Genomic DNA, 20,703 nt, shown 5'->3' with positions numbered 1-20,703 from the left:
ATGCAATCGTTTGCCTTGGTTTTTTATAGCGATGTTATTTGTTGAATTTATAAAAGCTTTTTCGCTGGAGGTTTTGTGAATGATTTACAATCGTTGGTGTTGAAAACGTCCCATTAACATTTTGATTTCATTTGCGAGTGTTTTTTGAACGTTTATGTTGGGGTAAATCCACAGGTACGTGTTGTGTGAAATTTAGCCTGAACTATGCTTAAGGTATCTATTTATTACCAAGATGTTACCTCTGCGCTTTAAATAAAACGTCTATCTAGCATCTCAGTTGTAAGGAGAGGGGCTATGACTTTTATATTAAAGTACTTGTTTGCGTTTCTTCTGTTGTTCAGCTCAGTGTTTGCTCAGGCCGATGATGTCTGGGTGATTGAGGTGAACGGAGGGATAGGTCCGGCGACCAGTGATTACCTCACGAGAGAAATAGAACAAGCTCACGATGAGCAAGCAAAGCTCATTATTTTGAAAATGAACACGCCTGGCGGGTTAGATTCGTCGATGCGTGACATTATTCGATCCATCACCACGTCACCGATTCCAGTCGCTACTTGGGTTGGGCCTGCGGGGTCACGAGCAGCGAGCGCCGGAACCTATATTTTACTTGCCAGCCATATCGCCTCTATGGCGCCCGGAACCAATTTAGGCGCAGCCACGCCTGTGTCTCTCGGCGGTGGCAAAGCGCCGACTAATCCTTTATCTCCTCAAGATGATGCCAATAAAGATGACAACACGTCAGCGAGTGAGCAAGACGAAACTAAACAAGAGAACTCAGACCAAGTAAAAGCCACCACTGCGATGGAAAAGAAAGTCATTAATGATGCAGCTGCCTACATCGTCAGTTTGGCTAAGCTGCACAAACGTAACGAAGAATGGGCAGAAAAAGCGGTAAGAGAGGCAGCCAGCTTGGATTCTGAGAATGCACTGACTCTTAACGTGATTGATTTTATTGCCAGCGATCTTCAGCAATTGGTTGAACTGAGCAACGGACGCGTCATCACCATCAACGGTGTCAGTCAGGAAGTCCAACTTAGTGATGTTGCTTTTGTCGAGCGAGAACAAGACTGGCGCTTTAGTTTGCTCTCGGTGATCACAAATCCAAATGTCGCTTACATTCTGATGCTCATCGGCATCTATGGTTTGCTCCTTGAGTTCTATAACCCTGGCGTCGGCTTACCGGGTGTATTGGGCGGTATCTGTCTGTTATTGGCGATGTATTCTTTACAAATGCTGCCGGTGAGTTACGCAGGCCTTGCGTTGATTCTGCTTGGAATTGCCTTAATGGTGGCAGAGGCCTTTAGCCCGAGCTTCGGGATTTTCGGTTTGGGTGGCGTCGCCGCATTTACATTGGGCTCGATCATGCTGATGGATACCGAAGTGCCGGGTTATCAAATCGCATTGCCGTTAATTATCGGTATTAGCCTATTCTCTGTCGCTTTTATCGTTGTAACTATCTCTATGCTAGTCCGAGTGAGAAACAAGCCGGTGACTACGGGAATGGAAGCGGTTGTCGGCGACACTGGCAAAGTGGTAAGCGGCTTCCCCGGTACGGGTCGAGTATTGGTTGAAGGTGAGATCTGGCAAGCCAAATGCGCGAGTGAATTGCAAGCGGGGCAACTTATTAGAGTGACCAAACTGACTGGGTTGTTGTTGGATGTTGAGGCGTTGCCCGATGAGACATCATCTAAATCTAGTTAGCGCGGAATGCTAGTACAAACGTTATTGAATTATTAATTGCTTATCCATCGTTACCATTAGGGGGCGGTTATGTTTATACACACTATAGGTATTGTCATCGTGCTCGTTATCTTGTTAATAGCCAGCATGTTCAGAGTGCTGCGCGAGTACGAGCGTGCAGTGGTGTTCTTCCTCGGGCGCTTTTACGGTGTGAAAGGGCCGGGCTTGATTATCATCATTCCTTTTATCCAACAAATTGTGCGAGTGGATCTACGAACTATCGTTTTGGATGTTCCAACACAAGATTTGATCACACGCGATAACGTGTCGGTCAAGGTGAATGCCGTGGTGTATTTCCGAGTGCTGGATCCGAAGATGGCGATCAACAACGTTGAGAATTACCTTGAAGCGACCAGCCAACTTTCACAAACAACGCTACGTTCGGTGCTCGGTCAGCATGAACTGGATGAGCTGTTGTCTGAGCGTGAAGAGCTTAATAGAGACTTACAAGCGATACTGGATCAACACACCGATAACTGGGGGATCAAGATTGCCAATGTCGAGATCAAGCATGTTGATCTGGATGACAGTATGGTACGAGCTCTTGCTAAACAAGCAGAGGCGGAACGTTCTCGTCGAGCCAAGGTGATACATGCGACGGGTGAGTTAGAAGCATCGACCAAATTACGCGAAGCGGCCGAAGTGCTGAATCAAGCGCCCAACGCCATTCAATTGCGATATATGCAAACGCTAACCGAGGTGGCTAACGAAAGAACCTCCACCATCATCTTCCCAATGCCCATCGATCTAGTGGAGAAGATAACCGACCCGATCAAAGCGACGCTCAATGAGGCTGCGATTAAGAAAGCGATGAAAGCTGATGAGTAGTTAGCGTGAATGACGAATAATAAAAAGGCTCCACAGTTGTGGAGCCTTTTAGTATTTGAATCGCTGGTTCTATTTAATGACCGTCGATTATTTTTGGGTAGCCGCTTTCATCGGCGTAACAAACTCAGCAAGTGCTTTAAGCATTGCTTCTGGTTGTTCAACGTTGTTTTCAATGATTTTCACCACCGCTGAGCCAGAGATAGCACCTGCAGCGCCCGCTACAATCGCTTCTTTTACTTGTTCAGGAGCAGAGATACCGAAACCAAGCAGTGCTGGTGGCGCATCAAATTTGTTCAAACGATCAAGTAGGGCTGTCACAGGCATGTTTGCTTTTGTTTCTGCACCCGTTACGCCTGAGCGAGAAAGTAGGTATGTGTAACCGCCACCTAGCTCAGAAACTGATTGAAGTGTTTCATCGCTTGCTGTTGGCGGAGCAATAAAGATTGGGTGAACTCCAAACTTCTTCGCAGCAGCAACAAATTCGCCGCTTTCATTGGTTGGTACATCAGCAATCAATACTGAATCGATACCTGCTTTTGCGCAGCGTTCGTAGAAGTTCTCGATACCACGTGCGTAAACCAAGTTCGCGTACATCAGTAGGCCGATTGGTAGCTCTGGGTATTTAGCGCGAATTTGACCAATAAGATCAAAACACACATCTGGCGTTACTTTAGAATCTAAAGCACGAATGTTCGCACCTTGGATTGTTGGGCCATCTGCAAGAGGATCAGAGAATGGAATACCAAGCTCAAGTGCATCTGCACCCGCTTCAACCAAGGTTTCCATGATCTTAAGAGATTGCTCAGGGTTAGGATCGCCAACCGTTACGAATGGTACAAATGCGCCCTGATTCTTTTCAGCTAAGCGAGTGAAGAGTGATTGATAGCGATCCATTATAATGCTCCTTTCTCTTTAAGAATGTCGTGTACAGAGAAAATGTCTTTGTCACCACGACCAGATAAGTTAACGACTAATAGCTGTTCTTTCTCAGGGTCGTCGTGAGCCATTTTAACTGCATGAGCCAAGGCATGAGATGACTCTAGTGCTGCGATAATACCTTCTTTACGTGCAATCAATTGGAACGCTTCTAGCGCTTCGTCATCGGTCACGTTGTCGTATTCAGCACGGCCAATCGCATTTAGGTGCGCGTGTTGAGGACCAACTGATGGGAAATCTAGACCCGCAGATACAGAGTAAGACTCTTCTACTTGGCCGTTCTCATCTTGCATCAGTGGGGCTTTCATACCGAAGAAAATACCGGTTTTACCGTGTTTAAGCGGCGCGCCGTGTTGGTCAGTATCAATACCTTTACCAGCAGGCTCTACACCGATTAGGCGAACAGACTCTTCTTCAATGAAATCAGCGAACATGCCGATAGCGTTTGAACCACCGCCAACACAAGCGATAACGGCATCTGGAAGGCGACCTTCACGAGCTAGAATTTGGTTCTTCGTTTCTTCACCAATCATGCGTTGGAAATCACGAACAATCGTTGGGAATGGGTGAGGACCCGCTGCAGTACCCAATAGGTAGTGCGCGTCTTCATAAGTTGCAGACCAGTCACGTAGTGCTTCGTTACATGCATCTTTTAGCGTTGAAGAGCCAGAATGAACAGGAATAACCTCTGCGCCCATTAGCTTCATGCGGAATACGTTCGGGCTTTGACGCTCAACGTCTTTGGCACCCATGTAAACACGACACTTAAGGCCCAACAGAGCACATGCTAGAGCCGTTGCCACACCGTGTTGGCCTGCACCAGTTTCAGCGATGATTTCTTGCTTACCCATACGTTTTGCTAGCAGCGCTTGACCAAGTACTTGGTTTGTCTTGTGAGCACCGCCGTGAAGTAGATCTTCACGCTTTAGGTACAGTTTAGTTTTTGTACCTTTAGTCAGGTTACGCGTTAGCGTTAGTGCCGTTGGGCGACCTGCGTACTCTTGCAGAAGCGTCATGAATTCACTGCGGAACTCAGGATCGGCTTGTGCATCGATAAATGCTTGTTCTAGTTGGTCTAGTGCTGGCACTAGGATCTGCGGTACGTATTGACCACCGTATTCACCGAAGTAGGCATCGAGTTTAGCCATTGTGTTATTCCTTCAATTCTATTGATGTGTCTTCACACCAAGTCATTTAATCTTGTTTGAGCTTCGCTGAAGCAAAGCTCACAAATATGTTTTTAGTTTCTGCTTTCTAATTCCTAGAGCCGAGCTTGGACTAGTAATTACGAATCGCTGTAAAAGCGCGTTGCAGTTTGTCTGCGTCTTTTTTACCTGGAGCGGATTCAACGCCAGAATTTAGGTCTAATCCTAAACAACCCAACTTAGCCGCTTGGTTAGCATTTTCTGGGCTTAGACCACCTGCCAACATGATTGCGCTTTGGTTGTTGATTAGGCTCCAATCGAACGCTTGGCCAGTACCACCCGTTTGAGAACCCACTTTAGTATCTAGCAGGTGACGAGTCACGTTGCTTTCTAGTAATTCTGGCAGCGAGCTCTCACCGCCTTTTTCAGCACCAGAAGCCACACCGTAAGCTTTCCAAATCTCAACGCTTTCAGGCAGTGACTGTTTTAACTCATCGACAAATGCTTGAGACTCATCACCGTGCAGTTGCACCGCAAATAAACCTAGCTCAGAAACCGTTTTTTCAACGTCTGCTACGCTGTGGTTTTGGAACACACCCACGTAGTTCAGCGGTGCGCCGCTCATGGTTAAACGAGCTGCTTCGATATCCACATGACGCTTAGATGCTTCAACGAAAATCAGACCACCGAATACCGCACCAGCTTGATACGCTTTCGCGGCATCATCAGAGTGAGTTAAACCACACACCTTGTTTTCACCGAGTGTTACTTTGCGCACCGCAAGTTCTAGGTTCTTTTCAGCCATAAGAGAGCTGCCGATTAGGAAGCCATCTGCAAATGTTGAAAGGTCACGAACTTGTTGATGTGTGTAGATCCCAGACTCTGAAATCACGACTGCGTTTGGAGCCAGTTCGCGAACCAGCGGAGCCAACTCTTTAGTACGGTTCAGATCCGTCGAAAGGTCACGTAGGTTACGGTTATTAATACCGATCACTTTTGCTTTTAAAGCGACTGCGCGGTGAAGCTCTTCTTCGTTACTGACTTCGGTAAGTACACCCATATTTAGCGAGTGAGCGACGTCAGCCAGCGCTTTGTACTCTTCGTCATCCAATACCGAAAGCATTAGCAAAATTGCGTCAGCTGAGTAGTGACGAGCTAAGTAAACCTGGTAGGTATCAACCATGAAGTCTTTACACAGGATAGGCTGCTTAGCAATGCTGCGAACCTTAGGTAAAAACTCGAAGTCACCTTGGAAGTATTTCTCGTCTGTCAGCACTGAAATCGCGTTTGCGTGGTTGTTGTAAACCGATGCAATGTAGTCCAAATCAAACTCGTCACGGATTAAACCTTTTGACGGAGAGGCCTTCTTACATTCAGTGATGAAAACCGTTTGTTCGCTGCTCAGTGCATCATAAAAGCTGCGGTCTGTTGCGGTTAACGCTGCCTTAAACTCGTCCAGTGGTTGAGTCTGCTTACGCGCTTCAACCCATTGGTATTTATCACGAACGATTTTTGCTAATACTTCCGCCATTTCAGCTTCTTTGACTGAAACGTGGGTCGACAATTTATCGGTAGTCTGTGTCATGTTCTTTGTCTCAATTCGTCGTTCGTTAGGCGTGTGCAGCAAGCTTTTTCACAAGCTCGTACGCTTTGCCAGAGTTCATTGCGTCAATCGCTTGCTGTGCGTTGGCTTTTAGATCTTCGTGACCAAATAGACGCATCAGCAGAGCAACGTTGACTGCCACTGCGCCAACTTGAGCATCACTGCCTTTACCCGTCAGGATATCGGTTGTGATGGCTTTGTTCTCTTCTGGCTCGCCGCCCTTGATTGCTTCAAGAGGGTGAGTGTTCAGGCCAAAGTCTGCCGGTGTCACTGTGTATTCGTGAATTGCGCCGTCTTTGATTTCAGCAACGATGGTTTCGCCATGAATAGCCACTTCATCAAGGCCGCTACCGTGAACAACCGCCGCGCGCTTCATGCCCATTTGCAGCATGGTTTCTGCGATAGGGCGTACTAGCTCTTTGCTGTAAACACCCATTAACTCGATGTTAGGGCGAGCAGGGTTAATCAGTGGGCCAAGGATGTTGAAGATAGTGCGTGTTTTCATTGTTTGACGCACCGGCATCGCGTGACGTACACCAACGTGATACTGCGGAGCAAATAGGAATGCTACGCCAAGCTCGTCAACAGCAGTACGAGTGTCTTCCGCTGTCATCGCTAGGTTAATGCCGAACGAGTCCAGTAAGTCAGAAGAACCTGATTTGCTCGATACACTGCGGTTACCGTGCTTCGCGATTTTTAAGCCACACGCTGCTGCTACAAATGCAGAAGTTGTAGAAATGTTGATGGTGTTGTGACCGTCGCCTCCTGTACCTACGATGTCTGCAAAATCGTAATCAGGACGTGGGAACGGGTTTGCATTGGCAAGCAGTGCTTTCGCCGCGCCAGCGATCTCATCAGGCGTTTCGCCTTTGATTTTCAATGCAGTCAGAGCAGAAGCCATCAAGATTGGGTCTAGCTCACCCTTGATGATCACATCAAACAATTGTTGGCTTTCTTCTTGAGTAAGAGACTGCTGTTCGTAAAGTTTATTAATCTGTTCCATGATCGTTTCCTATTTTCCTTTCTTCTCAAGGGTAGAGCTTTTCTCAAGGCGAAGAGGTTTCTCAAGAGCCCATTCGATAGCGTTCGCCAGAAGCGTTGCACCGTAGGTCGTCATAATTGATTCAGGGTGGAATTGGAATCCACAAACCTTGTCTTGTTCTTGAACCACAGACATCACCAAATCATCGACTTCAGCGGTCACCGTTAGGCTATCGGATACATGCGTTGCCACTAAAGAGTGGTAGCGAGCGATAGCCAGTGGCGAAGGTAAGCCTTGGTAAGTCGCATGGTTTTGGTGTTCCATCATCGACACCTTACCATGAATGATTTCGCCAGCGCCTGCAACGGTACCGCCGTAGGCTTCAACAATCGCTTGGTGGCCTAAGCAAATACCAATCATTGGCACTTTGCCTTTTAGTAGCTGAATCAGCTCAGGCATGCAGCCCGCATCAGCCGGAGCGCCTGGGCCTGGCGAGAGCAATGCAACAGGGTTGTCTAGTTCATTGATCGCCGCTTCAATTACCTTTGCAGGAATGTTGTTACGGTAAATTTTCACGCTGTGACCTAATGAACGGAACTGGTCTACAAGGTTGTAAGTGAACGAGTCGAAGTTATCGATGAATACAATATCAGCCATGATTACGACTCCTTCTTATTTGTTAGGTTTTTAGTATGAGCTGCTTGAATCGCTGAGATAACCGCTTGAGCTTTGCCGCGAGTTTCATCCGCTTCTGCTTGTGGGTCAGAGTCGAACACCACGCCCGCGCCCGCTTGTACTTGTGCTACGCCATCTTCAACGTAAGCAGAACGAATGACGATACAAGTATCTAACGTGCCTTCGCCTGTTAGGTAACCGACTGCGCCACCGTAGCTACCACGACGCGTTTTTTCTACGTCACGGATAAGCTGCATTGCGCGGATTTTTGGTGCGCCCGTTAGCGTACCCATGTTCATACAAGCTTGGTAAGCGTGCAGGGCATCTAAGTCTTCACGGAGCTGACCAACCACACGAGAAACCAAGTGCATTACATGGCTGTAGCGATCAACTTTCAGCAAGTCTGCTACGTGGCGAGTGCCAGCTTCTGCAATACGTGCCACATCGTTACGTGCTAGGTCGACCAGCATCATGTGTTCAGCGTTTTCTTTCTTGTCGGTACGCAGTTCAAGTTCGATACGGCTATCTAGGTCGAAATCGATTTGACCGTCTGGGCGTTTACCGCGACGACGAGTACCTGCAATTGGGTAAATTTCGATTTGGTTGGTTTCAGTTTCGTACTTCAGTGCACTTTCTGGAGAAGCACCAAACAGAGTAAACAGCTCGTCTTGCATGTAGAACATGTAAGGGCTTGGATTACTTTGCTTGAGTTCTTTGTAAGCAGCCAGTGGAGCAGGGCAAGGTAGCGTAAAGCGACGTGAAGGTACCACTTGGAATACATCGCCTTTAACGACGTATTCTTTTAAATCACGAACCGTTTGGCAGAAGTCTTCATCTGAAACGCTTGGTACAGCGTCAACATTGTCGAGTGGCGTAACTTCTGTGATGGCTTTCAATGACTGACACTGTGTTTGAATGTCGGCTAGGCGCTCTGTTAATTGCGCTTTGATGCTTTCATCTTGAGCAAACAAGCTCGCGTGAAGCAGGCCTTCGTTTTCTTGGTGGTCGAAACGTAATAGTGTCTCGGCAACGTAGAAAACAAAGTCAGGGCAGTTGTTGGTCGCTTCAGCATCGCCTAGCGGTTCAAAGTTCGCCACGATGTCGTAAGCGAATAGGCCAGCCATGAATAACGCGTGTTTGTTATCCGCGTCTTGCTCAAAGCTATGCTGAACCAAACGCAGTGCATCGAATGAAGACGCTTCTCTTAAACGTGAATCTTCGTCTAATTCGTTGCTTGGTTCGACAAAAGTCAGCGTCAATACGTTATCCGTTAGGTCAGATTTTATCTCTGTTTTAACGTTTTGAGCTAGGTGTTCGATTAGCGCTTGACCATTTTGAGTCAACGCTTGAAAGGTTACTTCATGTCCGCGACATACGATGCGAACAGCAGAGTCGATAAGGAGTAGGCTTGTCAGGTTCTGTTTAGATTCAATCTCAGCAGATTCCAACAACAGACTGTCTGTTTTGTTTTCACACAGAGTATGAAAAACACTGGTTGGATCTTGCGAGTAAGGAACGGAAGAATTGATGACCTCAATGGTTCCCAGCTTTTTGATTTCAATGGCCTTGTTCACAAGACCTCCTTTATGATTCTTTAAATTTCCTGCCGTACATAGTCGCATAAAGATACCTTTCACCCAATCTAGAATATGGTCAATTCGTTGATTTGTTAGTCAGTTGAATGTGAGATGTTCGACAAATTAAAAAGCCCGCTATGAAAGCGGGCTTAGTGATAACTTTTTTATAAACAAACTGTTTAATTAGAAGTACACGTTGGCCCACCAAGAACTTGTCCAAGTGCGCCACCAATTAAGCTCTGAACTTGCTTCTACTGAAGAAAGTTCTAAAACTTTATCTTTATCTTTATGGTTTTGGTTAAATTCTTGTAACATAGTGAACCTATCAAATGTGATACTTCGTATTTGTGTACTAGTTAACTAGTTTTGCGCTTGCAGGTCAAGTGCGTTGACACAAATATAACGATAAAAATTGAAAACAATGAAAAAGAATATATGAGAATTGATCTACATAGTCATACAACAGCCTCAGATGGCCGACTTACTCCACCTGAACTGATTGACCGAGCGCTAGGCTTTAACATCGAAGCGTTAGCGATTACAGATCATGATACGACTGATGGGCTTGCAGAAGCACGCAGCTATATTGCTGATAACAATCTTCCTATTCAGTTGATTAACGGCATCGAGATCTCAACCGTTTGGCAAAACAAAGATATCCATATTGTTGGGTTAAACGTCGATCCTGAATCACCAGAATTGAAAGCGTTAATTGAACAACAGAAGCAACACCGTGTCGGACGTGCAGAGATGATTGCTCAACGTCTTGAGAAAGCGACTCGTGAAGGTGTGTTGGAAGAGGTTAAGTTGATTGCAGGTGATGCACCAATTACTCGAGCTCACTTTGCGAAATGGTTAGTCGACAATGGCTACGCGAAAACCATGCAGCAGGTGTTTAAAAAGTTTCTTACGCGCAACAATCCAGGTTATGTGCCGCCAACATGGTGCTCAATGGGTGATGCTGTCACGGCAATTCATGCAGCTGGTGGCCAAGCGGTATTAGCTCACCCTGCGCGATATGGCCTGACCGCCAAGTGGGTTAAGCGTCTATTAGCTGCATTTGTTGAAGCAAATGGTGACGCCATGGAAGTGGCTCAACCTCAGCAAGCGCAACAAGAAAGACGCACACTTGCGGATTATGCTATACAATACAAACTATTAGCCTCCCAAGGCAGCGACTTCCATTACCCATCCCCATGGATGGAACTTGGACGTAATCTCTGGCTACCTTCTGGGGTCGAAGAAGTATGGAAAGATTGGGAGTTTCAAACGGTTTCACCATCTGAATAGTCTTTAGGTGAACCAGCTCCTTCTGATGATAGAGTCGAGAGATTCGATAATGAGGAACAACAATGAGCCAGTTTTTTTATGTACACCCAGATAACCCACAAGCGCGCTTAATTACTCAAGCGGTTGCGATTATTCGCAATGGCGGCGTTGTGGTTTATCCAACAGATTCAGGTTATGCACTGGGTTGTCAGCTTGAGAATAAACAAGCACTCGAACGCATCTGTAAAATTCGTCGAATCGATGATAAGCATAATTTCACTTTGTTATGCCGTGATCTTTCTGAGTTGTCATTGTATGCACGAGTAGATAACGTGGCTTTCCGTCTGCTTAAGGCGCACACGCCAGGTGCTTACACGTTTATTTTCAAAGCAACAAAAGAAGTGCCAAAGCGTTTGATGAACGCTAAGCGTAAAACGATCGGTATTCGTGTACCGGACAACAAAATTGCCCTAGACCTTCTAGAAGCAATGGGCGAGCCATTGATGTCGACGTCTCTGATTCTTCCGGGTAACGAGACCACTGAATCGGATCCTGAAGAAATTCGTGACAGCCTAGAGCATGCGGTTGATGTCATTTTGAATGGCGGCTACTTAGGTGAGCAACCAACCACGGTTATTGACTTCAGTGACGATGACGCCGTTGTTTTACGTCGTGGTGCCGGTGATCCAGCGCCGTTTGAATAATAGCGTTACTGATTAACAGTCTGTAACGAAACAGCAAACCTGCCAGAGTAAATAACAAGTGCTTTTTGGCAGGTTATTTGCGATAATACGCGACCGCGATTTGGTCGCGAAAAATTCATTCGACGTCTGTGAAGACGACAATTAGGTAGAAAAGAGTAAATGAGCGAAAAATTACAGAAGGTTTTAGCGCGAGCTGGTCACGGTTCTCGTCGTGAACTAGAAGGTTTAATCAAATCTGGTCGTGTAAGTGTTAACGGTCAAGTTGCGAAGTTGGGTGAGCGTCTTGAAGACGAGAACTCAGTGATCCGTATCGATGGCCACACTATTACAGGCAAAGCCTCTGAAGAAGTGGTTTGTCGTGTACTTGCTTACTACAAACCTGAAGGTGAGCTTTGTACTCGTCACGATCCTGAAGGTCGCCGTACTGTTTTCGATCGTCTACCTAAGATCCGTGGTTCTCGTTGGATTTCAGTTGGTCGTCTTGATGCAAACACATCAGGCCTACTGTTGTTCACAACCGATGGTGAACTAGCTAACCGCCTAATGCACCCAAGCCGTCAGGTTGAGCGTGAGTACCTAGTACGTGTATTTGGTGAAGTAACCGAGCAAAAAGTTAAGAACGTGACTCGTGGCGTTCAACTTGAAGATGGTATGGCTCGTTTCGAAGATGTGGTTTACGCTGGCGGTGAAGGTATGAACCATACTTTCTACGTAGCAATTAACGAAGGTCGTAACCGTGAGGTTCGTCGTCTTTGGGAATCACAAGAAACAACAGTAAGCCGTCTGAAACGTGTACGTTACGGTGATATCTATCTTGATAAGAAACTGCCTCGTGGCGGTTGGAAAGAGCTAGACCTTCAAGAAGTAAACTACTTGCGTGAGCTTGTTGAACTTCAGCCAGAAAAAGAGACACTGTTGGATCTTGATCCTGCAAACACTTCTCGTAAGCGTGAGCGTTCTCGTAGCCAGAAAATTCGTCGTGCTGTTAAGCGTCACGAAGAGCGCGCAAATGCTCCTAAAGGCCGTAGCAACCAGACTAAGCGTAAGAAGCCTGCAACTCGCGGTACTACAACACCTGATTCAGGTCGTAGTGCTCCAGCGACCAATGGCAAACCTCAGTCTACCAAAAAGCCTAAATTGAACAACGGACGCCCGGCTAAACCGGCTAAGCCAAGATCACGTAAGTAATTACACCAGTAGTTGCTACAGTTCTTAAGCTTAAAGCTTAATCCTACGTTTCGAATACAAAAAAACCTGCTAACTTAGCAGGTTTTTTTATGTCTTGAATATGGCGTAGTTCAAATCATGTGGAAGTGCTTGATCAGGTAGAAGTGCTTAGCCAGCTAGAAGCGCTCACCAGCTCGGCTGACTTGCTACGATTGATATTAGGTCACTTTCAAATGATTAGAAAAATTATCACCCTTCGCCATGCGGTCATACAAAATAACATTGACCGCGGCAGCAAGATTCATGCAGCCATTAGTCGGAACGTAGATGGTTTCACGACAGAAGTCCGTGATCTCTTTTTTCAGAGTCCCATCTTCAGGGCCGAAGATATAAAAAGCACGAGGTGGGTGCTTATAATCAGGTAGAGGCTTAGCGCCTTCTATCAAATCAACCGCGATGGGCACGCAGCCAACAGGAATTATATCTTTAAGATCTTCAACACCAATCAAAGGCAACTCAAGATGCTTTTCTTTGGTGTCGGTATGAAATTGTCGAGCGTGGTCATAACGGGTGCCAGTATAAAATACAGAGTTTGCTCCGTAGCAACCAGCTGCTCGCATTACTGAGCCAACATTTTCAGGGGTTTTGGGATTTACTAATCCAACACAGGCATAGCCTTTGGATAGGGTATCTGTCTTTGCTTTGGTCATAATTTTGTAGAGTTGCAGTTTGGTAAAGTGATGAGGCTATGAAGTCGTAAGAAAACCAGCTCAGTACTCTGAGCTGGTTTAAGAAGAGCCTAGTCGCGTTTCCACAACATGTGACAGAACTTGTGTTCAGGGTCACGGCTGATCAGTAGACGAGCGAATACGTCATCTAAGACATCATCAGCTTCATTTACAAGACCAATGCGTACTTCAGCGTAGATCTCTTTGTCGACTTCAAAGCCAACATGTTCAACCCAATCGTCACCAGTTTCAACAAGTTCTGCAGCGCCACGATCTTCAAACTGAGCCGTGAATAAGATCACGTCTGCAGGTTCAAGATTATCAGCAGCCATCTCTAGAAAGATGTCGTATGCAGTGTCAATTGCGTCGTCGTAAGACATTAGGTCGTTAGCTTCGGTCATAATCAGTATCTTAGCTTGCGCGGTTCATGTATTTACGTTCAGCTGTGTTCACAACAACTTTGTCGCCAGTTGCAATGTACTCAGGAACTTGAACAGTAAGGCCTGTAGACAGACGAGCTGGCTTAGTACGAGCTGAAGCAGATGCACCTTTGATTGAAGGGTCTGTCTCTTCGATTACTAGCTCAACTGAAGTTGGTAGCTCAAGAGTCGCCGCAGTACCGTCGATAAGAATCGCGTACATACCTTGCGTATCTTCGTTGATGAACAGCAGTTCGTCTTCGATCATTTCACCGTTGAAGATGAATTGTGTGTAATCTTCGTTATCCATGAAGATGTACTCGTTGCCATCAACGTAAGAGAACATCACTGCACGCTTAGTTACGTCTATCGTTTCAACGATTTCATCAGCCTTGTGACGAACTTCTGTTTTAACGCCAGTTGCTACATCGTGACCACGGAAGCGGTAAATCTTTTGACCGCCACGGCCACCTGGTGTTGTTACTTCGATATCTTTAACTAGTACTGTTTTGCCATCAACATTGATCGCAAAACCTTTTTTAATCTCACTTGCTCTAGGCATTTTGTGTTTGTCCTTATTGGGTCTATCCGGTGATTATATCTCGTAGACGCTATAAATAGGAATAGCTTGAATCATAAAGTCACCTAAGCGATCATAGAGAGACAGTTAAATCATTATTTTATTTACCGAAACGACCTATGCAGCTACCTGTTATTGACCCAACACAGCCATTTCAACCTGAATTTCAACCTGTGGTTAACGATCTGATTACCTTTCTAAAAGGTGGGTTAGGTTCTAATCTGCACAGTGTCTATGTTTATGGCAGTGTGGCACGCAAGCAAGCCGTTGTCGGTCGCTCGAATCTAGATGTGGTTGTGGTTACCCATCGTCCTTTTCCAGAACAACGAACCACGCTGCTGAATACCATCAAATGGCGCTTCCAAAAGAGCTTCCCTCAGGTCACACAAGTGGCAATCAAAACCACCTTGGTAAGCGAGATTGTTGATTTCGACAACATCTTTACGTGGGGCTTTATGCTCAAGCATTTAGCCGTGTGTGTGCATGGTGAAGATCTATCGGACTGTTATGGCGATTTCGAAACGAGTTGGGAAATTGCTAAGCATTGGAATATGGACGCGGAAAATTGGTTAGCGGTTTATCGTAATAAGATTGCCCGAGCAACAACGCCAGAGCAGCAAGTCGCAGCGCAGGTGATTATTGCCAAGAAGCTTCTGCGAGCCAGTTACTCTTTGGTTATGTACCGAGACAAGAATTGGTTCGATGCACCTATGGAGTGCGGTCAACAGTTCTTGAGATATCATCCAGAGAAAGAAGTCGAGATTCAAAGATTGGGTATTTTGCTGTCTGGGCGTGCGATTCCAAAACGTTCAGTAATAGGTATTCTTGATGGCTTTGGTGAATGGTTGGTTAAGCAGTATCAGAAAACTGAGTTTCGAATCGGGTAGGGGGTCGTAAGCTATCAAGATCGTAAGCTATCCATTGATATGAAAAAGCAGAGCGAGTTAAGCACTCCTCTGCTTTTTTCGTTTTTATGTCTGGCTCGAGTTTTAATAGATATCTCGAGTCTAATGTCGCTTCGAAAAGAGGATTCAATCTAGAACAGACCTAGCTGCTGCCCGCTAACTCTTTCAAAATCTAGTCCTATAAACGGCAAAATTGCTTCTGCGACCGGTTTAATCTGCTTGTCGATGTAATGTTGATAATCGATACCGCTCTTCAAATACTCCTTGGGCTCGGGGCCACTCAGCGTAATCAAATATTCAATACGCCCTTTGTTTTGGTATTGAAGTGGGCGACCAAGCTGGGCATTGATCTCATCTGCCAATCTTGCTGCGCGAACCTGTGGCGGAATGTTCTTCTGGTATTCATGTAACTTACGGCGCAAGCGCTTTTGATACACCAGTAAATCATCGTGTTTGCCCGCGGATGTTTCATCGACAAACTGTCTAACATAATCACTTGGATCTTGGTCGTGAAAGACCATCTCATACAAGGTTTGTTGGAACTGTTGTGCGAGAGGCGTCCAATCGGTTCGGGCACTCTCAAGGCCTTTAAAAATGATCTTCTCTTGGTCACCTTGATTGATTAGGCCTGCATAACGTTTCTTCGATCCTGTCTCAGAGCCTCGAATGGTTGGCATTAGAAACTTGCGGTAATGGGTCTCGTATTCCAATTCAAGTATCGAGGTGAGGTTGTAGACCTCTTTCAGGTGATTCGTCCACCAGTCGTTGATGTAAGCCACAAGGGAGTGACCAATCTCGTCTGCTTGTTCTTGCTCAAAACTGCCATTAAGAGACACGAACGTTGAATCGGTATCTCCGTAAATTACTTGATACCCTTTATCTTCGATCAGAACCTTGGTTTTCTTCATGATCTCATGCCCACGCATGGTGATAGAGGATGCCAAGCGAGTATCAAAGAAACGACAACCAGAAGAACCTAGCACGCCATAGAAAGAGTTCATGATGATCTTAATCGCCTGAGAAAAAGCTTTCTCGTTGTTTTTCTTTGCGACATCACGCGCTGCCCAGAGATTTTCGATCATCTCCGGTAGAAAGTGCTTAGAGCGGTGGAATTGACCGCCTCGAAATCCAGCCACTGCTTGGTCTTCTTCGGAGCCTAACTCTAGCTTTAGTCCTTCAATTAACCCCATCGGATCAATCAAGAAAGAGCGAATGATCGATGGGTAAAGGCTCTTAAAATCGAGCACCAAAACCGAGTCATAAAGGTTGGGAATCGAATCCATTACATAACCACCGGGGCTAGCGATCCAGTTCTCGGGTTCTAAATTAGGCGCGACGTAACCCGCTCGGTGTATCTGAGGCATGTATAAGTTAGTAAAAGCAGCGACAGAGCCGCCAACGCGATCAAGTTCAACACCAGTTAAGCGAGAACGTTCAATAGCAAAATCGAGTAGGTGAGTGTGTTCGAAGATTCGGTTTACGAGCACACAGTCTTGAAGATTGTATTTGGCAAGTGAAGGCTTGTCGAACTTAAACATTCGATTGATTTCATCCATGCGGTCATGAACATTATGAATGTCTTTGCCTTCGCCCAGTAACTCTTGTGAGACGGACTCAAGAGACCAAGAACGGAAATGGTAGGTTGCTGTTTTAAGCATATCGATACCATCTAAAACCACGCGACCAGGAATGGTAATGAAGCCCTGCTGATTTTGTGCGGAGCTGCGAAAGAAACTCGGTTGATTGTCGCGACCAATGCTGAGTTTCACTTCGTTCCATTCCGAACGCTTGTGCAGCAGCCTAAAGTCGAAATCAATGACATTCCAACCGATGATGATGTCCGGGTCAAACTCGGAGAACCACGCAATCATGGCTTCAAGCAGCGCTTTCTCGTTGGCAACCCATTGGATATTGGTGTCTGCTTCTTGTGGATCGCCAATCATTATCACTCGGCTATCCATTGGACTGTCTAGGCCGATGGAATAAAGCACACCTTTTTCCGAGCACTCAATATCAAGCGAAACCACGGATAAGCTTGGCAAGTAATCGCCAGCTCGACATTTTGCGTTCGATACTCTGCGATGCTGTTTTTTTGGGGTGATAGTGCCTGTGAATTCGATACTGCCCTTGATAAAGCGTTCCATCAAGAAACGATCGGCCAGTCGAATATCACTTTCAAAGGTTTGGATCTCTTCACCGTTAAAGGCTTGAGCTAACCCGAAGCTGCTTCTCGATAAGGAAGTGTAACAAGCGGCTAAAGGGGTTTGGTCAAATGTTGCTAGCTCTAAAGGCTTAAACTGACAATCTATGGCCTCTTTATCGGCAATAGATTGGCACGTTTCGATATCAGATTGAGCAACAAAAAAGACAGGCTTTTCGTTTTGAATAGTCAGTAGCGTAGGGCCTTTAGGGGTGCTTAACCACAAGTCGATTTGTGTGCGCCCTGAAAAGTCTCGCGCTTGTCTTGTGAGTACAAAGCCTTGCTGAATATCCAATGTAGTAACCTATTGAAATGGAGAGCGGAATACTACCATCTAGCGCCTCATCACGCACAACAGCAAACGAAAATAGTCTCTATATTTTGAGAATTGGAGAAGAATAACGGGACTTAATAGGCAAAAGAGTGAAATTGTAATGAATCGAGATTCAATGGTATTGAAAATCTCTTTATCTTGTGTAATTTTATTGGGTGTTGTTTTAACTAGTTGATTTTTACCTAAAGCTTGTTGTTTTAGTTGGCTTATTTATAAATAAGTACTTGCTAAAGTTAGTGTTTCGACACATATTCAACAGAGATTTTATTTAGTAATTGAGTTAAGATATACACAATGCTGCGACCCGTTGTTCCTTTGTTTAATTGTTTCAAATAGATGAAACGACACAGTGGTTGCAGAGCCAATTAATAGTGTGGAGATACAAGTTTGATAAATGTTTTCCTTGTAGATGATCACGAGCTGGTTCGCACAGGGATACGACGTATTATTGAAGACGTCCGTGGAATGAACGTAGCAGGGGAAGCTGAAAGCGGTGAAGATGCTGCAAAATGGTGTCGTACTAATAATACTGACGTTATTTTGATGGATATGAATATGCCTGGTATTGGTGGCTTAGAAGCAACCAAGAAAATCTTGCGTTTCAACCCTGATGTTAAAATCATCGTTTTAACTGTTCATACGGAAAATCCGTTTCCAACTAAAGTGATGCAAGCTGGAGCTGCAGGTTACCTTACTAAAGGTGCAGGTCCGGACGAGATGGTAAATGCCATTCGAGTGGTTAATAGTGGCCAACGATACATTTCGCCAGAAATTGCGCAGCAGATGGCTTTAAGCCAATTCTCGCCTGCGTCTGAAAATCCATTCGCTGATCTATCTGAACGTGAACTTCAAATCATGATGATGATTACCAAAGGTCAGAAAGTGACGGATATTTCAGAACAACTCAATCTAAGTCCTAAAACAGTTAACAGCTACCGCTACCGACTGTTCAGTAAACTAGACATCAGCGGTGATGTAGAGCTTACGCATTTAGCGATTAGACATGGAATGTTAGATACTGAGACCCTTTAACTCTGAGATCTTATAGTGACCAACTTGTTTGACTCAGTCTCATTCCTTAAGACAGTAACAGAACAGCCCGGCGTTTATCGGATGTATAACGCCGAGGCTGTTGTTATCTACGTCGGTAAAGCTAAGAACCTCAAAAAACGCCTTTCCAGTTATTTCCGTAAAAAAGTCGACAGTGAAAAAACACGCGCTTTAGTCAGCAATATCGACAAAATCGATGTCACTGTAACGCACACGGAAACAGAAGCTCTTATCCTTGAGCATAACTACATTAAGCAGTACTTACCGAAATACAACGTACTTCTGCGTGATGATAAGTCGTACCCTTATATTTTCATTAGCGGTCACAAGCATCCTCGTTTGTCGATGCATCGTGGTGCTAAGAAGAAAAAGGGCGAATACTTTGGTCCTTACCCTGATTCCGGCGCTGTGCGTGAGACGCTACACCTAATACAAAAGATTTTTCCTGCTCGCCAGTGTGAAGACACGGTTTATGCGAACAGAACACGCCCGTGTTTGATGTACCAGATTGGTCGTTGTGCAGCGCCTTGTGTTAGCTCTATTATCTCTGATGAAGAGTACAGCGAGCTTATCGACTACGTTCGTTTGTTCCTTCAAGGGAAGGATAAGCTCGTACTTGAAACGCTCATCGACAAGATGGACAAGGCAAGTCGAGAGCTTCGCTTTGAACAAGCTGCTGCTTTCCGCGATCAAATCCAAGCGATTCGACGTGTACAAGAGCAACAGTACGTATCTGACGATTCTATGGAAGATATGGACGTTCTCGGATTTGCCCAAGAGAACGGCGTTGCTTGTATCCATATCTTGATGATTCGCCAAGGTAAAGTCTTGGGCAGTCGAAGCCATTTCCCTAAAATTCCCAACAATACGGTGCGAGAAGAGGTCTTTTCGAGCTTTTTAAGTCAATATTATTTGGCGCATAATGAAGCAAGAACTATCCCAACGCGTTTAATTCTTAATGCCGATTTGATGGAAGATGTCACTCCGATTCAAGAAGCCTTGTGTGAAGTTGCAGGTCGTAAGATTCACTTCAATACTAATCCTTCTGGCACTCGTGGGCGTTACCTCAAATTGTCGAATACCAACGCGCTAACGGCAATTACCACCAAAATTAATCATAAGATGACCATCAATCAGCGCTTCAAAGAGCTTCAAGAAGTGTTGTCGATGGATGTGATTAAACGGATGGAATGTTTTGATATCAGTCATACCATGGGTGAAAGTACGATAGCGTCTTGTGTGGTGTTCAATCAGGAAGGCCCTGTTAAACCCGAATACCGTCGTTACAACATCACCGGAATTACTGGAGGTGATGATTACGCGGCGATGGCTCAGGCCCTTGAGAAACGCTATTCCAAACAACTCGATGTCGATAAGATCCCAGATATCATCTTTATCGATGGTGGCAAGGGGCAACTGAATCGTGCTCACGAGATTGTTTCTCAATATTGGGGTGATTGGCCATTTCGACCAAGAATGATGGGTATCGCGAAAGGTGTGACCCGCAAGCCGGGTTTAGAAACCTTAGTTACTCTTGAAGGTGAGGAATTTAACTTACCAAGCGATGCACCAGCGTTGCACCTTATCCAGCATATCCGTGATGAAAGTCATAATCATGCGATAGCAGGGCACAGAGCGAAACGAGGTAAAACTCGCCGAACCAGTGCTTTGGAAGGAATCGAAGGGGTAGGGCCGAAACGTCGTCAATCTTTGTTGAAATATATGGGTGGCTTACAAGAACTTAAGCGTGCAACTGTCGAAGAAATAGCCAAAGTGCCGGGCATTAGTCATTCTTTGGCAGAAAACATTTATCAAGCATTGAAACAATAGTAAAAATCCCGCACCATTAAAGCGCAATTGA

At 45.5% G+C, this 20,703-nt stretch carries 19 protein-coding genes and 1 other annotated feature; of the genes, 8 read left to right on the top strand and 11 right to left on the bottom strand.

Going from position 1 to position 20,703, the window contains the following annotated elements; genetic code table 11:
- Positions 1–294: 294 nt before the first annotated feature.
- Both QWZ07_RS16075 and QWZ07_RS16070 read left to right on the top strand, forming a co-directional pair.
- Positions 295–1,701 carry an NfeD family protein gene (locus QWZ07_RS16075; RefSeq protein ID WP_192852918.1) on the top strand — a complete coding sequence of 469 codons (1,407 nt, stop codon included), beginning with the start codon at positions 295–297 and terminating at the stop codon, positions 1,699–1,701.
- Between the two features lie 69 nt (positions 1,702–1,770).
- Complete coding sequence (locus tag QWZ07_RS16070) at positions 1,771–2,568, top strand: slipin family protein (RefSeq protein ID WP_065680081.1); 798 nt, start codon at positions 1,771–1,773, stop codon at positions 2,566–2,568.
- A gap of 87 nt (positions 2,569–2,655) precedes the next feature.
- Here the strand turns inward: QWZ07_RS16070 and trpA are convergent, their stop codons facing one another.
- The 7 genes from trpA to trpL2 all read right to left on the bottom strand — a co-directional run bounded on the left by trpA (position 2,656) and on the right by trpL2 (position 9,801).
- Positions 2,656–3,462 (bottom strand): tryptophan synthase subunit alpha, encoded by an 807-nt coding sequence (gene trpA / locus QWZ07_RS16065; protein WP_017080965.1) that lies wholly within the window; start codon positions 3,460–3,462, stop codon positions 2,656–2,658.
- A complete protein-coding gene (gene trpB / locus QWZ07_RS16060) occupies positions 3,462–4,652 on the bottom strand; it encodes a tryptophan synthase subunit beta (RefSeq protein WP_009848758.1) in 1,191 nt (396 codons plus the stop codon). The genes trpA and trpB overlap by 1 nt, the downstream gene beginning before the upstream one ends.
- A gap of 130 nt (positions 4,653–4,782) precedes the next feature.
- Positions 4,783–6,234 carry a bifunctional indole-3-glycerol-phosphate synthase TrpC/phosphoribosylanthranilate isomerase TrpF gene (gene trpCF, locus QWZ07_RS16055; protein ID WP_192852919.1) on the bottom strand — a complete coding sequence of 484 codons (1,452 nt, stop codon included), beginning with the start codon at positions 6,232–6,234 and terminating at the stop codon, positions 4,783–4,785.
- 25 nt (positions 6,235–6,259) lie between these two features.
- Complete coding sequence (trpD, locus tag QWZ07_RS16050; RefSeq protein ID WP_192852920.1) at positions 6,260–7,255, bottom strand: anthranilate phosphoribosyltransferase; 996 nt, start codon at positions 7,253–7,255, stop codon at positions 6,260–6,262.
- Between the two features lie 9 nt (positions 7,256–7,264).
- Positions 7,265–7,891 (bottom strand): aminodeoxychorismate/anthranilate synthase component II, encoded by a 627-nt coding sequence (locus QWZ07_RS16045; protein WP_192852921.1) that lies wholly within the window; start codon positions 7,889–7,891, stop codon positions 7,265–7,267.
- 2 nt (positions 7,892–7,893) lie between these two features.
- Positions 7,894–9,483, bottom strand: a complete 1,590-nt coding sequence (locus QWZ07_RS16040; protein ID WP_192852922.1) for an anthranilate synthase component 1 — start codon at positions 9,481–9,483, stop codon at positions 7,894–7,896.
- 125 nt (positions 9,484–9,608) lie between these two features.
- Positions 9,609–9,723: a sequence feature (Trp leader region), on the bottom strand.
- On the bottom strand, positions 9,670–9,801 hold the full coding sequence (gene trpL2, locus QWZ07_RS16035; protein ID WP_192852923.1) for a tryptophan operon leader peptide: 132 nt from the start codon (positions 9,799–9,801) through the stop codon (positions 9,670–9,672). (Overlaps the previous feature by 54 nt.)
- Positions 9,802–9,921: 120 nt before the next feature.
- On the opposite strand from trpL2, the gene rnm reads away from it, so the two are divergent.
- From rnm to rluB, 3 genes are all read left to right on the top strand, one after another.
- Positions 9,922–10,776 (top strand): RNase RNM, encoded by an 855-nt coding sequence (gene rnm / locus QWZ07_RS16030; protein ID WP_029223551.1) that lies wholly within the window; start codon positions 9,922–9,924, stop codon positions 10,774–10,776.
- Positions 10,777–10,838: 62 nt separating this feature from the next.
- A complete protein-coding gene (locus QWZ07_RS16025) occupies positions 10,839–11,459 on the top strand; it encodes an L-threonylcarbamoyladenylate synthase (RefSeq protein ID WP_009848751.1) in 621 nt (206 codons plus the stop codon).
- A 159-nt stretch (positions 11,460–11,618) separates the two neighbouring features.
- Positions 11,619–12,647 carry a 23S rRNA pseudouridine(2605) synthase RluB gene (rluB, locus tag QWZ07_RS16020; RefSeq protein WP_017104066.1) on the top strand — a complete coding sequence of 343 codons (1,029 nt, stop codon included), beginning with the start codon at positions 11,619–11,621 and terminating at the stop codon, positions 12,645–12,647.
- A gap of 197 nt (positions 12,648–12,844) precedes the next feature.
- Here rluB and QWZ07_RS16015 read toward each other — a convergent pair whose 3' ends face one another.
- The 3 genes from QWZ07_RS16015 to efpL form a co-directional block, all read right to left on the bottom strand.
- Positions 12,845–13,336, bottom strand: coding sequence for an RNA methyltransferase (locus QWZ07_RS16015; RefSeq protein WP_004729783.1), 492 nt, complete (start codon positions 13,334–13,336; stop codon positions 12,845–12,847).
- An 89-nt stretch (positions 13,337–13,425) separates the two neighbouring features.
- Positions 13,426–13,755, bottom strand: coding sequence for an HI1450 family dsDNA-mimic protein (locus QWZ07_RS16010; protein WP_012604336.1), 330 nt, complete (start codon positions 13,753–13,755; stop codon positions 13,426–13,428).
- Between the two features lie 10 nt (positions 13,756–13,765).
- On the bottom strand, positions 13,766–14,335 hold the full coding sequence (efpL, locus tag QWZ07_RS16005; RefSeq protein ID WP_009848748.1) for an elongation factor P-like protein EfpL: 570 nt from the start codon (positions 14,333–14,335) through the stop codon (positions 13,766–13,768).
- 137 nt (positions 14,336–14,472) lie between these two features.
- Between efpL and QWZ07_RS16000 the strand changes: the two genes are divergently transcribed.
- Positions 14,473–15,240, top strand: coding sequence for a nucleotidyltransferase family protein (locus QWZ07_RS16000; protein WP_192852924.1), 768 nt, complete (start codon positions 14,473–14,475; stop codon positions 15,238–15,240).
- Between the two features lie 149 nt (positions 15,241–15,389).
- Here the strand turns inward: QWZ07_RS16000 and QWZ07_RS15995 are convergent, their stop codons facing one another.
- Positions 15,390–17,753, bottom strand: coding sequence for a DNA polymerase II (locus tag QWZ07_RS15995; RefSeq protein WP_192852925.1), 2,364 nt, complete (start codon positions 17,751–17,753; stop codon positions 15,390–15,392).
- A 426-nt stretch (positions 17,754–18,179) separates the two neighbouring features.
- Between QWZ07_RS15995 and uvrY the strand changes: the two genes are divergently transcribed.
- The gene (gene uvrY, locus QWZ07_RS15990) at positions 18,180–18,824 is read left to right on the top strand and encodes a UvrY/SirA/GacA family response regulator transcription factor (protein WP_004729778.1); all 645 of its coding nucleotides are present in this window, start codon (positions 18,180–18,182) and stop codon (positions 18,822–18,824) included.
- Positions 18,825–18,839: 15 nt separating this feature from the next.
- Entirely contained in the window at positions 18,840–20,672 is a 1,833-nt protein-coding gene (uvrC, locus tag QWZ07_RS15985) for an excinuclease ABC subunit UvrC (protein ID WP_029223550.1), read from the top strand.
- Positions 20,673–20,703 lie beyond the last annotated feature (31 nt).

It is taken from the genome of Vibrio lentus (genome assembly GCF_030409755.1).
Taxonomy (GTDB): Bacteria; Pseudomonadota; Gammaproteobacteria; order Enterobacterales; family Vibrionaceae; genus Vibrio; species Vibrio lentus.
This window is presented reverse-complemented; position numbering and strand designations above follow the sequence as displayed.

Bases quoted from the DNA above. Each gene is read 5' to 3' on its own strand.
- QWZ07_RS16025 (WP_009848751.1), top strand. From the start codon at position 10,839: ATGAGCCAGTTTTTTTATGTACACCCAGATAACCCACAAGCGCGCTTA.
- rluB (WP_017104066.1), top strand. From the start codon at position 11,619: ATGAGCGAAAAATTACAGAAGGTTTTAGCGCGAGCTGGTCACGGTTCT.
- trpCF (WP_192852919.1), bottom strand. From the start codon at position 6,234: ATGACACAGACTACCGATAAATTGTCGACCCACGTTTCAGTCAAAGAA.
- trpD (WP_192852920.1), bottom strand. From the start codon at position 7,255: ATGGAACAGATTAATAAACTTTACGAACAGCAGTCTCTTACTCAAGAA.
- QWZ07_RS16015 (WP_004729783.1), bottom strand. From the start codon at position 13,336: ATGACCAAAGCAAAGACAGATACCCTATCCAAAGGCTATGCCTGTGTT.
- efpL (WP_009848748.1), bottom strand. From the start codon at position 14,335: ATGCCTAGAGCAAGTGAGATTAAAAAAGGTTTTGCGATCAATGTTGAT.
- rnm (WP_029223551.1), top strand. From the start codon at position 9,922: ATGAGAATTGATCTACATAGTCATACAACAGCCTCAGATGGCCGACTT.
- trpL2 (WP_192852923.1), bottom strand. From the start codon at position 9,801: ATGTTACAAGAATTTAACCAAAACCATAAAGATAAAGATAAAGTTTTA.
- QWZ07_RS16070 (WP_065680081.1), top strand. From the start codon at position 1,771: ATGTTTATACACACTATAGGTATTGTCATCGTGCTCGTTATCTTGTTA.
- QWZ07_RS16000 (WP_192852924.1), top strand. From the start codon at position 14,473: ATGCAGCTACCTGTTATTGACCCAACACAGCCATTTCAACCTGAATTT.
- trpB (WP_009848758.1), bottom strand. From the start codon at position 4,652: ATGGCTAAACTCGATGCCTACTTCGGTGAATACGGTGGTCAATACGTA.
- QWZ07_RS16045 (WP_192852921.1), bottom strand. From the start codon at position 7,891: ATGGCTGATATTGTATTCATCGATAACTTCGACTCGTTCACTTACAAC.
- QWZ07_RS16075 (WP_192852918.1), top strand. From the start codon at position 295: ATGACTTTTATATTAAAGTACTTGTTTGCGTTTCTTCTGTTGTTCAGC.
- QWZ07_RS16010 (WP_012604336.1), bottom strand. From the start codon at position 13,755: ATGACCGAAGCTAACGACCTAATGTCTTACGACGACGCAATTGACACT.
- trpA (WP_017080965.1), bottom strand. From the start codon at position 3,462: ATGGATCGCTATCAATCACTCTTCACTCGCTTAGCTGAAAAGAATCAG.